This window comes from Rhodopirellula sp. J20-39 (genome assembly GCF_057365095.1).
In genome coordinates this window covers 7228804-7241834 of the sequence record NZ_CP195123.1, presented here as the reverse complement: position 1 = coordinate 7241834, position 13031 = coordinate 7228804, and the positions used below count along the sequence as shown (strand labels likewise).

Sequence of the window (13031 nt, the reverse complement as noted above, 5' to 3'; positions counted from 1 at the left end):
ATGCAGATTTCATTGTCGCGATTGGTGGCTTACCATGTTGGTCGTTGCTTGGGCCTATTCGCGATCCTCGTCGTGGGTGTCGGATGTCGACCTTCAGAGCCTGGGGCTGCAGGTTCCAGTTCGGTTACAGGACCGCGTTTGGCATCGGCGACCGAGATTGCCGACCGAGGCGATCCTCAAATTCGGCTCCGAGAAGTTTTTCGGCGTTATCAAGTTTGTTCCTACTACAGCGATGACGCAAAGGTTATTTTGCAAACGCCGAGTGATTGGCTTGGGGGTGACGGGGCAGGATCCAACGCGTCCCTTCGAACTGGGATGTCTCCGCAGTTGGGAATCGCGGGCGAGGATTCGCAGTCGGCCAGCACTTTGACCGCTCCGCTGCGTGTCCAGCTTGATGCTCGGCTTTTGCAGGTCGATGCATACGCGACACGTGTTCGGGTGAATGTTTCGTCATCACGGGCCGGTGTGGACGAAGTGGAGCTTCGTGCTTGGTTCGATGAACCGGAGACCTCGAACTTCGACTCGCAAGTTCTGTATTCGAGTTGGACTGCACCCAGTCAAAGCCGACTTCGGTTGGAACGCTTGTTCGTCGACGAAGTGCTTCGGTCAAGGCTATTGGCCGGATCCGCCGGGGCACCGCCGCAACTGGAATGGTTGCTTGCGGATGATCCAATGAGCAAGCTGTTTGCAACCGACCAGAATTCAAAGGCGAGCTTCGCATGGTTGGATGACGGTCGAATCGATCGAGATGTTTTACAGCGAATTCAGGTAACCGCCGATCAAGAGCGTTTTGTGTTTTGGATTGAAGCTGCCACCAGTCTGATCCGGCGAGTCGAGCTTCCGCTGCCAATGGAGTTGAGGCAACTTGGCGGTGAGTGGAGACTGACCGTGGAGCTCAACGACGCTACCTTTCAACCGAAATCAACCGGTGATGTTCCGTTTGCGAAACAGCCTTCATTCCGTTCGATTCTCGTCGACGCCTTTGTGCCCATCCCGCCTCCGCCGCCGTCGCCACTGATCGGAAAGAAGATCGACGAGTCATCGATTGGTAGGGGGACGCGAGACTGCCGGCTGATCGCAGTGGTTCCAGAAGTACGTGATCAAAGTGCGGGGATCGTGCAATTTTGGAGTCAGGTGTTACCAACGTTCGGCGATCTGTGTTCGTTTGACTTGATCACAAGCGATTCATCGCTAGCGAAGCAGTTTGGAAGTTTTCCTTCTCCCCCGGTCAATGTCCACAAGCTTTCGGATGTCGAATCGTTAGTGCGGAAGCTGCGTTTGTCCGCCAACGCGTTCGTCGTCGTGAACCGTGAAGGCGAGGTTGTTTTGTTCGAACCGACAACGGATTGGGCGTCGTTGAATCGAGCATTGGCGGTCGTTCAAGAGGTGGATTCGGGAACCAATGTGGCTGCCAAGGTTAGACGGAACTATGAGTTGTTGTTGGACGCCTACCGCAAAGACTTAAAGCGGCATGCCTTGCCGAATCCATAATTAGACTTCAAGGAATGTCGCGATGGCATTCAAGATGCGTTCGCTTGCTTTGCCGTCGCCATAGGGATTGGTGGCTTGGGCCATCGCGTTGTAGGCGTCGGGTTGGGTGAGTAGTTCACTGACGCTATCGACAATTTTGCTTTGCACCGGACCGACCAGTTTGACGGTGCCAGCGGTGACGCCTTCGGGGCGTTCGGTCGTGTCTCGCATGACGAGCACTGGCTTGCCGAGACTAGGGGCTTCTTCTTGCACACCACCCGAGTCTGTTAGCACGAGAGTGCATTGACGCATCAACGCGACGAACGGTCGGTAGGATTGCGGCGGCAACAAGAACACGTTGTCGAAGCATCCCAGTGTTTCTTGAACTGGAGCCTGGACGTTGGGATTCAAGTGAACCGGGTAGATGAATCGAACGTTGGGGAATCGTTGGGCAAGTTCGGCAATCGCGGCACAGATCGCGGTGAACCCGCCGCCAAAATTCTCACGTCGGTGACCTGTGATCAGGACGTTTCGGGTAGAACGCCAATCGCTAGGCAACTGATCGCTCAGAGCGAGTTCGATTTCCGCAATGATGCTTGGCGATTCTTGCCGCTGGACTTCCATCTGCAGCGCGTCGATGACGGTATTGCCGGTGACCCGAATGCGGTTGGCAGGCCGATTCTCGTTTAGCAGGTTCTGTTCGCTGGTCGAAGTCGGTGGAAAATGCAACGTCGCGAGCGAACTGGCTAAAACCCGGTTGGCTTCCTCTGGGAATGGGCTGGCGAGGTCGCCGGTTCGCAATCCCGCTTCGACATGTCCGATAGGGATTTGCCGATAGAAACAGGCCAGGGAAGCCATCAAAACGGTAGTGGTGTCGCCTTGGACGAGGGCAAAATCAGGTTGCTCGATTTCCAGGACCGCGTCGATTTTGGTCATCAATTGGGCCGATAACGATGCCAGGGTTTGGCCGGGCGTCATTACCGCTAGATTGTGATGCACCGGCAGTTCGAAAATGCGAACAACTTGGTCCAGCATCTCCCGGTGTTGGCCAGTCGCAATGCAGAGCAACTCGAAACGATCGTCCAGGGCGAGGGCCGCCACAATAGGCGCCATTTTGATCGCTTCAGGACGAGTACCGAAAAAGACGGCTATTTTAGGTCGTTTCATCGGTCAGGTTGCCTTGCGGATCATCGTCGAATCTTACTGCTTTCCGTAAACTGGGTTGGTTCTTGGTCGCCGTCTGACTAGAACATGGGGTTTTCCATCGTGTTTGCGATCCAGTGTGATTGCATCGGATCCGGTCAACAACCTTCAATTGCGTCCTTCTTAGCAAAGCATTCATGTCTACCTACCTGGTCACCGGCTGTGCCGGTTTTATCGCTAACGAAGTTGCCAACCAATTACTCGACGCGGGGCATCAGGTTGTCGGAATTGATAACCTGAATGATTACTACGACGTTCGGCTGAAAGAACATCGTCTTGAGCGGTTAGTCGGGCACTCCAGCGGTCGATTCGAGGTGGTGCGAGGCGATATCGAAAACATGGAGACCCTGCAGGGCCTCTTTGACTCGCATTCGTTCGATGGGGTTCTGAATTTGGCGGCGCGTGCGGGCGTGCGATACAGTATGGAAAATCCGCACGTCTACATGACGACGAACGCAATGGGCAGTCTCAATCTGCTCGATCAGATGCAAAAGCACGGCGTTAAGAAATACGTCTTGGCATCCACCTCGTCGTTGTATGCCGGCCAGCCAATGCCGTTTGTCGAAACGTTACCGGTCAACACTCCGATCTCGCCATATGCGGCGAGTAAGAAGTCCGCTGAAGCGATGGCCTTTGCTTACCATCACTTGTATGACGTGGATGTTTCGGTTTGCCGTTATTTCACGGTGTATGGTCCTGCGGGGCGTCCCGATATGTGTATTTTCCGTTTCATCAAGTGGATTCATGAGGGAACGCCCATTGAGTTGTTTGGTGACGGCGAGCAGTCACGTGACTTCACCTACGTGTCCGACATTGCCTCCGGCACGATTGCGGCATTAAAACCGGTAGGTTATGAGGTTATGAATCTTGGCGGTGGTGGGACGCCAGTGTCGTTAAATGAGATCATCGCTGGGTTGGAGCGTCGGTTGAACAAGAAAGCGAAGATCAACTACAAGGAGTTCCACAAGGCGGATATCAAAACCACCTCGGCCGATATCAGCAAAGCCAAGGAGTTGATTGATTGGGTACCAAAAGTCGAACTTGACGAAGGCCTGGATGCTTCGGTTGATTGGTATTTGAAAAATCTACCCTGGTCCGGTCAGCTTGAATTGCCATAATCGTCTTCCGCACGGTTATTGCAACTCGTTGGCAGCGGTATCTTAAGGCCTGAGGATTCTTAGGTCGTGTCATTTAGGAAGATCGAAGACTATGTGGAATGCAATCGGAAGATCCAACTCAAGGCAGATTTGCCGTAATAGCCTCTCGGGAAAGATCGCTGGCTTTGCCTTCGTGCTGTGTCTTGCGATGGGAAGCTTCGGGGGTGCGTTGCCGGTTGTTGCGCAAGAGACTGCAGCGGTTTCTCAAGTGTCGTTCGAAAGAACACCTGTCGAACTGATTCCACCGGGGACCAAGTTCACCGAAGAACCGCCAGCAAACTGGTCGCACCTGATTTCCTTCGTGCGTGGGAAGTTAACTCGCGGCGATGTCGACGCTGTGACCGAAACGGTTCGATACTATGGCGAAGTGTTCAATTTGGTCATGCTTGCCAACGTTGAAAAGAACGCTGACCAAAAGTACGACTTGGACAAAGTTGCCGTTGGTTTCTCGATGAACATCGACGGGAAGAATGTGATCGTGAATTCAGCGACCCAAGGTGAATTGGGCGGCAATTTATCACTGATCGGACGGGGTGTTCTGGAAGGAAATATTGCGGCCTTGTCGAAAGTAGAGCAGGTCGCGCGGACACCAAATTCGATGGTGATTGATGCCCCCGCGACGATGCTGCGAAACGGCGAGCATCGCGAGATGGTAGTTCGTTACTATATTTGGGTGTTTCCGGAGAACGGCAATTTAGGGACGCTCGTCTGGTTGTTGGATCCGGTGCAACGAGGGCAAGCGCTTACCGTTGCTGACACGACCGCCCAGCTTCTTCCTCCCAATATGCGTGAAGATCGCATCATGAACGTCAAGAAAAGTGAGTTCAATTTCATGGGGATACCGTCGAAGAAGGCGTTTGCACTAGTGCAGATTCCTCAGGGAACGGCATTTGAGATGACCCCGGAAATGCAGGATGTTGCAGCAGTGAAAAACTACACTGCTGAATCACTTACTGGTTTGACCACTGCGATTGCACAGACGTTGCAGACTGGCAAGAAGGAATAGAGCTAGAGCAGTTCGCTTGCCGGGCCTCGGAGGATTTTCCCGATCTGAAGAGTCGCTCGTTCGCCAGCGCTAATCACTCCAGCGAAGTGAACGAAGCCATGGATGACGCCGTCGTAGTTTCGGTGTGTTGTCTGGATACCTGTGGCGTGAAGGCGTTGTGCAAACTGGATGCCTTCATCTCGTAGAACGTCGTACTGAGCGGTGATGATGTGCGTTGGTGGGAATGAGCTCACGTTGCACGTCATCAAGTCCAATGGTGTTTCGTAAGCGGCGGAGTTTGGGATTTCGGGCATTTTTAGGCCGGTGTAATTTTCCCAGAACCACTGCATCGTGGAACGCCTTAGACCGAAACCCTCGGCAAATTGTCGATAGGAAGGTGTGTCAAACGAAGGTGAGACGACGGGGTACAACAAGGTGAGCTGGTGAATGCTTCCGGGTTGCTTAGTCGTTGCGAGCGACGCCACGCTGGCGGCAATATGCCCGCCCGCACTATCGCCAATTAAGGCGATGCGATTGCGGTCGATACCAAGTTCACGGGCTTGGTTGATCACCGCACATGTGGCGGCATAGCAATCGTGGATTGGGACTGGATGAGTGTGCTCGGGGGAGCGGCGATAGTCGACTGAGATCACCACCGCTTGTGAGGCGTCGGCCAGTCGCCGGGCCATCGCATCGTGCGAATCCAGGTCACCGAGAACCCACCCGCCACCATGAAAGAACATCCACGCTGGCAATGGTTTTTCGGGGTGGGGACCTATGACAACGGGATGATAGATTCGAACGTTGACAGTCGTGCTCGGGCCATCGTGTGGGACCGGTCCGGTCAGCGATCGATCTTCGACGCGACGCATTGAGGGGGCTTCACCAAACGCTTCTTTCAGATTGGTGAAGATCGATCGCGCTGCACTCACCCCCAGTTCTTCCCAGGGGGGACGTTTGGTTTCTGCGACCGCGTCTAGAAATTGGCGGCACTGGCTATCTAGCGTCATTCGGCTAATTATCGGGGACTTTGACGATCAGCGAGGGAGCCCGTTCGGAATCCTTGTCACGGCTGACGAACAACACCGCTAGGTCATCGGCATTGCTTCCGGCGACGACCAGCGTGACTGATCGTCCTTTTGATTTTCGCACAAAGTCGCTCAGCTTATCACTGGTCAGGAAGATCTTTTCTCCTGCAACAACGAGATCTTCGCTAGTAAGATTCACCAACAGAGGAAGCGTCTTTTCAAGCCCGGGGCCGGAGAACGAATTTCCCCAGGTGATCGCGGCAGCACCCTCTTCACGCCACCGTTCCGCCGCGTCAGCGTCGCTTCCGTATAGCCGAATTTCAGTGCTAGGAGGGATAGGTGTTTTCAATAGGGTCAGCGAAAGGGCGACTTGCAACGCCTCTTTTCGGTCGACCGGAAGGGCGCTCAAGTCGAAACGCATGTAGACGTGCTGGGTCTCTTCGCCTTTCTTGGAATGGATTGCTAAGGCTGGTTTGAGACCAAGCGGGGTAGTCGGGGAGTTACTTCGTACGGTTGAATCGGCTCCGTTTCCTTCTGCGGTGCTCAGAACCAAGTTTTTGGTGGGGACGGTCGAAACTGGGGCGGGTTCGGTAGGCGGGTCGGTTGAGCTTTCAGAGGACATGTCTTGAACTTCAGCCGGTGGTTCGGGACTCATCTCCGGTTCAGTTCGAGGTTCGATTGAATCTGCATCTGGGGTCCGCGAGCTTTCCAAGTTAGGTTCGGTGTCGCGAGTGTTATTCGAGTTTGCTGGGGGCGTCTTCGCTGGTGTGTTGGCTGATCGATTGTTGTTTTTGTTGGGTGTGTTCTTGTTACCCGCGTTGGAATTGTTCTTGTTTCGGTTGGGGCGAGATTTGCTGTTAGGGTTAGATTCGTTCTTCGGGCGATTCTGTTGAGGTGGATTGGATTTGGGAGGCTGGTTAGACGCAGTGTTCGTGTTTGCGGGATTCGAGTTTGTGTTCGGTGCCGACACGACGATGGGCGTCGAAGAGGAACCCGGCAAGATCAACCAAGCTAGGATTCCCACGAGAGCCAAGGTGGCGGCGATTCCAGCGCCAACCCAAACCAGCGGGTTGACTGCCGCGGTATCGGTAGCCGTCTTTGCTGCAGGTTTCGTTGGTGAATTTGGTCGGACGCGCTGGAAGGTTGCCGGGGCTGCGACAGGTGGCCCGGGTAGGTTCGTCGCCCCAGGTAGGTTCGTTGGCGAGGATGGAATCGATAGCGGATCGAGGGTGTCGAAGGCCGGCAGTTGCTCAACGGTTTCGACAACAGGTTCAACGTCGGTTGATTGTTTGCTAACGACTTCCTGCAAACTGGCTTGAAGCTTGTTGAGTGACAGAGCGACTTCGGTCTTGGCTTCACACTCGACGGCAACCTTTTTGAGTTGCTGTTCCAACGCAACGGCAGATGCGGGACGCTCACCGGGCTCCTTTTCCAATAGTTGGTGGATCAGATCGGCAAGCGGCTGCGGGATGTCGGGGTTCAGTTCCCGCAGTGGCTTAGGGGAATGCGCAAGCAAGCCCACCAGTTGCTCGGCGATCGCCGCACACTGAATCGGTAGGCGTCCGGTACACATTTCGTACAGAACCACGCCCAGACTATAGAGGTCACTGCGGGCATCGAGGGGGTCACTGCGTGCCTGCTCGGGAGTGAGATATCCAGGAGTTCCACATACTGAACCGACACCTGTGAACTCATCGAGCGGTGATTGTGCGAGGGCGAGTCCGAAGTCCAGAATCTTGACTCGCCCGCTGCCTTCTTCAATCCAGATGTTGGCTGGCTTGATGTCGCGGTGAACGATTCCTTTTGCATGGGCGGCGGCGAGCCCTCGAGAAATTTGGGCGGCGTAATCGATGACGGTTCGAAAGTCGCGACCTTCTTTGCGTTTGTTAACTGCTTCGAGCGTTTCACCGCGAAGCATCTCCATGGCCATGAACGGAGTGCCGTCCTGGGTGCCGACTTCGAAGATCACGACGACGTTGTCGTGATGCACGGCGGCCATCGCTCGTGCCTCTTGGATGAATCGTTCGCGACTGTTGGACGTCGACGCGACCTTTTGGTTCATGACCTTCAGGGCTACTGCTCGTTCCAACACCGTGTCTTCGGCGCGGAATACATACCCCATGCCACCCTTGCCGAGCTCGCCAAGGATTCGATAGTTCCCTAGCGTTCCCAGGTCACCGGGATGCGACGGCGGTTGGAGGAAGCCGTATTCTTGAGAGTTGGTGGGCGTGTTGGTGGTCATTACGAAACAAGCGGAAGGCTGGCCATGGTTCGCGACTCATGACGATGCTGGTACCTCAATCCGTTACTAGAATACTGTAACCAGCCAGCAAAATGTTCTTTCGTTTTCCGTGTCTTGGGTTCTTTCCGCATTTGCCAGGATGGTTGTCCCAGTTAACGGTTCCGCTGTTGTTTCGATTCGTTGTTGCGAGGTGTCGACTGTTTCTAGAGCAAATTGACGGGATCAATGTCGACGAGGAACTCAATTTCTTCTTTCGGGTCGGTCTTGAAGTCCGCCAGGGCACGCCGAATGGTCTCGCCCACCACGGCGGCTTCGGTGGCCTGCAGCAGCAGATGAAAGCGATATTTGCCTCTTATTCGTCCAATCGGCGGTGGAGCCGGTCCGAGGATTCGAACTTCGGACCCGAGTAGGTCTCGAGCCGATTCAAGGCGAGACAGGATGGCGTCGGCGACCGCTTCGGTTTTATCTTCGAGGGGACCGCGGATGATGATACGAGCCACACTACCCAGTGGCGGATAGTTGAACTTTCGCCGGTTGACCATCTCTTCCTCGACGAACTTGTGGTAGTCGTGGCGCGAGGCGGCTTGGATAGCAGGGTGTTCGGGAGTGAACGTCTGAACGATCACGCGTCCGCCACGGTCACCTCGCCCAGTCCGTCCGGCAACCTGAGTGACGAGTTGGAAGGTGCGTTCGGCAGCCCGAAAGTCGGGGAAGTGCAAGGCGGAGTCGGCATTGATCACGCCAACAAGCAACACGTTTGGGAAGTCCAATCCCTTGGCGATCATTTGCGTTCCGAGCAGCAGGTCAATTTCACCTGCACGGAATTCCGATAACACGCGTTGATGGCTTCCGGGACGTTTCATCGTATCGCTGTCCATGCGAGCGATCTTGGCGTTGGGGAATTTCGCCTTCGCTTCCATCTCTAGCTTCTGGGTTCCTAATCCGCCGTATCGAATACCATCGAACCGACAGGCCGGGCACCATGGTGGTGTACCGATCGTGTAGTCGCAGTAATGGCACATCGCTTTGCCGCCATCGCGGTGATGGGTTAGCGGCATGTCACAGTCCGGACATGCAACGACATGGCCACATGAAGGACACTGGATCGTCGTGGCAAATCCACGTCGGTTAAGCAGCAGGATTGCCTGCCCCTTTTCGCGAATCGTTTCCTCCACCGCGGCATACAGTGGGCGGCTAATCGCGCCACCGCCGCCGCGTTCATCGCGAATCCGCAAATCCACCAATTGCACGTCCGGCATCGGACGATTCGCGACGCGGTTAGGCATCGAGATCAGTTCAGCGTGACCGTTTTGACTGGCGTGCCATGCTTCCATGGAAGGCGTCGCCGATCCCAGAAGTAACGGGATGCCGAGCGCCATCGCGCGTGCATGGGCGACTTTGCGCGCGTGGTAGCGAGGCTGGGTGTCTTGTTTGAACGACGTGTCGTGTTCTTCATCCAGAACGATCAATCCTAGATTAGGTAACGGTGCAAAAACGGCACTTCGGGGGCCGATCACGACTTGCACCTCACCTCGGCGAATGCGTTGCCAGTGGTAGTGCCGCTCCGAAGGCGACATTTGCGAATGCAAAACGGCAACCGAGTCAAAGCGGCTCTCGAAACGCCCGCGAGTTTGAGGCGTCAGGCTAATTTCCGGAACCATGACGATCGCCGAGCCCGCCTGGGAAACGACATGCTCGATTGCTTTGATATAGACCTCGGTTTTGCCGCTTCCGGTTACGCCATGCAGTAACAACGTGCGTCCACGTCCGCTATCGACGGCGGTGTTGATTCTTTCGAGCGCATTTTCTTGTTGCGCGGTCAGTTCCAGTTTCGTTTTGCGTTCGCCATCGTTGTGTTGGGCTAAAATGCGGATGTTCGAATGCATTTCGCGACGAACTTCAGGAATCAAAAACTCCTTCTTACGAAGCCGCCGAATGGGATCTTCGGTGCAGCCCACCGTAACGGCTAACTCGGTAGCGGTCATCGGTTTTCCATTGCTGATCAATAACCGCATCACCGCTTGCTGTTTGGCGGATAGTTTCTCGATCTGTTGGTCGGTGATTCCTTTGGCCGGTGTGAAATAGGTGGTCTGACGCGTGCCCGCGCCCGCACGAACACTCGACGGAATGAGCGTGTCGAAGACCTGTCCGGCGGGGACTTGATAGTAGTGCCCCATCCACATCACCAGACGCACGAGAGCGGCATCGCAAAGCGGCGATTCATCGAGCAATTCGGCGACGTCGCGTAACTTGCGGTGGGCGGCAGAACCTTCTTTAACCCCCACGCACCAGCCGATCGTGGGCTTTTTGCGGTGACCCAATGGTACGCCGACTCGCATGCCAGGTTTCAGGTCTTCACGCATCGAATCAGGGATGCGGTAGTCGTACGGGCCATGAGGCGATTTCGCGAATGCGATCGATGCGAGCAAGACATCGTCTTCGACCGCGAGTTCCCAAGGCGGTGGGTTCGTCTCGAACAACTCGGTTTGTGCCGGATCCGTGGGAACCTCTTTTCGCGACGTGAATTTCCCCGGTGGGAGCGATTCATCGAATGGGGAGGAGTCAGGTGGCACGGTGATTCTGGTGGAATGTATGGATTCAGTAGGCTTGCATTCAGCAGGAATGCAATTAGCTGGCGGAGATTTAGTGGAAACCGATTCAGCCGGTAATGATGCTGAGACTGGAAGAGCGGTTGTTCGGGAGGCTGAACCGGGGGTTGGCAAAAATAAGGCTGGCGGGACTTGAGCGACGCCATGGTGATCTTCAGGCACAATCGGTTGTGAATCAAGGATCAACTGGGAATCAAACAGTGGCATCGTGAACTCGATATTGTCAGCGGGATTGAAATAGCTGCCCAGAGACGAGGGGGTGTTCGGATTATCAGGTTCCTGGTGACACCTTTGGTCAGGTGATAAGCGGTGTTTTGCTATCGGCGTTGCGACGTATTTTTGAGAATGCGGAAGCGTCGTGGCAGTTGGATGCTCGATTCAATCGGCTCGATCTTGGCGGTCGACTTCCAATTGAAGCGATCGAAGGCAAATTTCGATCCAAAAGTGCGATCGGATCGGAATGTGTGGCAGCGACCCAGTGTCGCAAGCGACGACTTGGCGATAAACTCATGAGATGAGTTATTCAAAAGGTCCTCGCAATGCACGTCCCCGCCGCGGTTCACGACCGCCTCGCTTCGAAGAAGCAGGTGATACGATTGCGTTATTGGAATCCGTAGGTCCCGTCGAGACACCTCCGGAAATGGAGTCGTTTGACGAGTTGGATTTGTCGCCGATCATGCGACGAGCCTTGGTCGAAGCAGGCTTTACTAAGCCCTCACCCATCCAGGCAGCGTTGGTTCCTCACGCTTTGTCGGGCACGGATGTGATCGGTCAGGCTCGTACCGGTACCGGGAAAACAGCCGCGTTTTCGATTCCTATTCTGGAACAGCTTGATTCGCTAGAAGATTGCCGCGACCCTCAAGCAATCATCGTCGTGCCGACTCGTGAACTCGCTGATCAAGTGGCGGGTGAAATCCAACGTCTTGCTCACGGCTTGCCCACCGAAATTGCCGTCCTGTCAGGTGGCAAGAATATGAACCGCCAACTGCGGCAACTCGAAAACGGCGTACAGGTCGTGGTTGGAACCCCGGGACGCGTACACGATCACCTGCAACGTGGGACGTTGCGAACCGATAAGGTGTGGTGTGTCGTCTTGGACGAAGCCGACCGTATGCTGGACATCGGTTTTCGGCCTCAAATCGAACGGATTTTGCGAAAATGCCCGCGAAATCGTCAAACTTTGCTGCTTTCGGCAACCTTGCCAGCGGTAGTCCGTCGTTTGGCGGAAAGCTACATGCAAGAGCCCGTTGTGATCGATTGCTGTCGCAACGAGATGGCTGTTGAGACGATCGAACAACGCTATTTTACAATCGCTCAAGATCGCAAGGTGGAGCTGATCGACCGACTTTTGGAACGGGAAGATCCCGAACAAGCGATCGTTTTCTGTCGCACGAAACGGGGAACGGACCGGCTTTATCGACATTTGGCTCGTACCTATCACGGCAAGTGCGGTGCCATCCACGGTGACATGCAGCAGCGGGAGCGAGACAGCGTGTTGCAGAAACTGCGTGACCGGAAGCTGAAAATCCTGGTCGCAACCGATGTCGTGGGCCGCGGAATCGACATCACAACGATCTCGCACATTGTCAACTTCGATGTTCCTCAAGACTGCGATGATTATGTTCACCGCGTTGGTCGGACAGGACGAATGGGGCGAGACGGTATTGCGTTCACGTTCGTCGTCCCCGGTGAAGGTGATGTTTTGACCAGTATTGAGCAGCGGATTAACAAATTGTTGGTTCGAGACACGCTCGAAGGCTTTGAGCCTGTGGTTGAAGCCGCCCCGGAACCTGAGGTCGAGGTCGAGCAGGCTCCTGCACGCAAGAGTCTGAATCCGATGAACCGGAAACGAAAAAGCCGCCGGTAGACCGGTTCGCTGCGAGGTATTGGACTCACGTCACCTTCTTTTCTGGGGCGTGTCTTGGCCAGAAAGTCATTTTTCTGTGCCCGTTGACCTCTGGGCTTCACACTTAGCCCTTCTTTTGTGTGCCCCCCCTATTTTCGTCTCGATAGTGAGATGTGTTGGCGGATTGTCGCCGATTGCGGTCGATTTCGAGCCCGCGACTGCAGTTGGTTTTCGTTACCTAAGTCCCGTATTTGACGTGTTTTGACGGGATTGAAGGCTGTCCAGGGCGGCTTCCCTGGACGGCAGAACGAGGACCGTGATCGAACCAGATGGTTCTCACGACGCCATGGATTGATGGGGCGAGATCTTTCCTTAGAACCGTCACAACCCCTTATGGCGGTACGGCGATCGTCGGCCCTTGATTTGTCCTAAGTAGAAATTTAGGCGAATTCCAATAAGTCGAACTAAACTGCCCAGGTGAATTTGTCGGG

The 13031-nt window shown here is 54.9% G+C and carries 8 protein-coding genes; 4 read left to right on the top strand and 4 right to left on the bottom strand.

What is annotated here, in order from left to right:
• Entirely contained in the window at positions 1-1491 is a 1491-nt protein-coding gene (locus ACR3ZL_RS26250; protein WP_473650137.1) for a hypothetical protein, read from the top strand.
• Here ACR3ZL_RS26250 and wecB read toward each other — a convergent pair whose 3' ends face one another.
• On the bottom strand, positions 1492-2637 hold the full coding sequence (wecB, locus tag ACR3ZL_RS26245) for a non-hydrolyzing UDP-N-acetylglucosamine 2-epimerase (RefSeq protein WP_473650138.1): 1146 nt from the start codon (positions 2635-2637) through the stop codon (positions 1492-1494). It abuts the gene before it with no gap.
• Between the two features lie 173 nt (positions 2638-2810).
• Here wecB and ACR3ZL_RS26240 point away from each other — a divergent pair, with 173 nt between their 5' ends.
• Together ACR3ZL_RS26240 and ACR3ZL_RS26235 are read left to right on the top strand one after the other, a co-directional pair.
• The gene (locus ACR3ZL_RS26240) at positions 2811-3791 is read left to right on the top strand and encodes a GDP-mannose 4,6-dehydratase (RefSeq protein WP_486173087.1); all 981 of its coding nucleotides are present in this window, start codon (positions 2811-2813) and stop codon (positions 3789-3791) included.
• 91 nt (positions 3792-3882) lie between these two features.
• On the top strand, positions 3883-4836 hold the full coding sequence (locus ACR3ZL_RS26235; protein ID WP_486173086.1) for a pyruvate kinase: 954 nt from the start codon (positions 3883-3885) through the stop codon (positions 4834-4836).
• A gap of 2 nt (positions 4837-4838) precedes the next feature.
• Here the strand turns inward: ACR3ZL_RS26235 and ACR3ZL_RS26230 are convergent, their stop codons facing one another.
• The 3 genes from ACR3ZL_RS26230 to priA all read right to left on the bottom strand — a co-directional run bounded on the left by ACR3ZL_RS26230 (position 4839) and on the right by priA (position 10565).
• Positions 4839-5825, bottom strand: a complete 987-nt coding sequence (locus ACR3ZL_RS26230; RefSeq protein ID WP_473650141.1) for an alpha/beta hydrolase — start codon at positions 5823-5825, stop codon at positions 4839-4841.
• 4 nt (positions 5826-5829) lie between these two features.
• Positions 5830-8085 carry a serine/threonine-protein kinase gene (locus ACR3ZL_RS26225; protein ID WP_473650142.1) on the bottom strand — a complete coding sequence of 752 codons (2256 nt, stop codon included), beginning with the start codon at positions 8083-8085 and terminating at the stop codon, positions 5830-5832.
• A 203-nt stretch (positions 8086-8288) separates the two neighbouring features.
• A complete protein-coding gene (gene priA, locus ACR3ZL_RS26220; protein ID WP_486173613.1) occupies positions 8289-10565 on the bottom strand; it encodes a replication restart helicase PriA in 2277 nt (758 codons plus the stop codon).
• Between the two features lie 643 nt (positions 10566-11208).
• Between priA and ACR3ZL_RS26215 the strand changes: the two genes are divergently transcribed.
• Complete coding sequence (locus tag ACR3ZL_RS26215) at positions 11209-12561, top strand: DEAD/DEAH box helicase (protein WP_473650143.1); 1353 nt, start codon at positions 11209-11211, stop codon at positions 12559-12561.
• Positions 12562-13031: the final 470 nt, after the last annotated feature.

Coding starts and splice junctions, on each gene's coding strand:
- ACR3ZL_RS26250 (WP_473650137.1), top strand. CDS start 1: ATGCAGATTTCATTGTCGCGATTGGTGGCTTACCATGTTGGTCGTTGC.
- wecB (WP_473650138.1), bottom strand. CDS start 2,637: ATGAAACGACCTAAAATAGCCGTCTTTTTCGGTACTCGTCCTGAAGCG.
- ACR3ZL_RS26240 (WP_486173087.1), top strand. CDS start 2,811: ATGTCTACCTACCTGGTCACCGGCTGTGCCGGTTTTATCGCTAACGAA.
- ACR3ZL_RS26235 (WP_486173086.1), top strand. CDS start 3,883: ATGTGGAATGCAATCGGAAGATCCAACTCAAGGCAGATTTGCCGTAAT.
- ACR3ZL_RS26230 (WP_473650141.1), bottom strand. CDS start 5,825: ATGACGCTAGATAGCCAGTGCCGCCAATTTCTAGACGCGGTCGCAGAA.
- ACR3ZL_RS26225 (WP_473650142.1), bottom strand. CDS start 8,085: ATGACCACCAACACGCCCACCAACTCTCAAGAATACGGCTTCCTCCAA.
- ACR3ZL_RS26215 (WP_473650143.1), top strand. CDS start 11,209: ATGAGTTATTCAAAAGGTCCTCGCAATGCACGTCCCCGCCGCGGTTCA.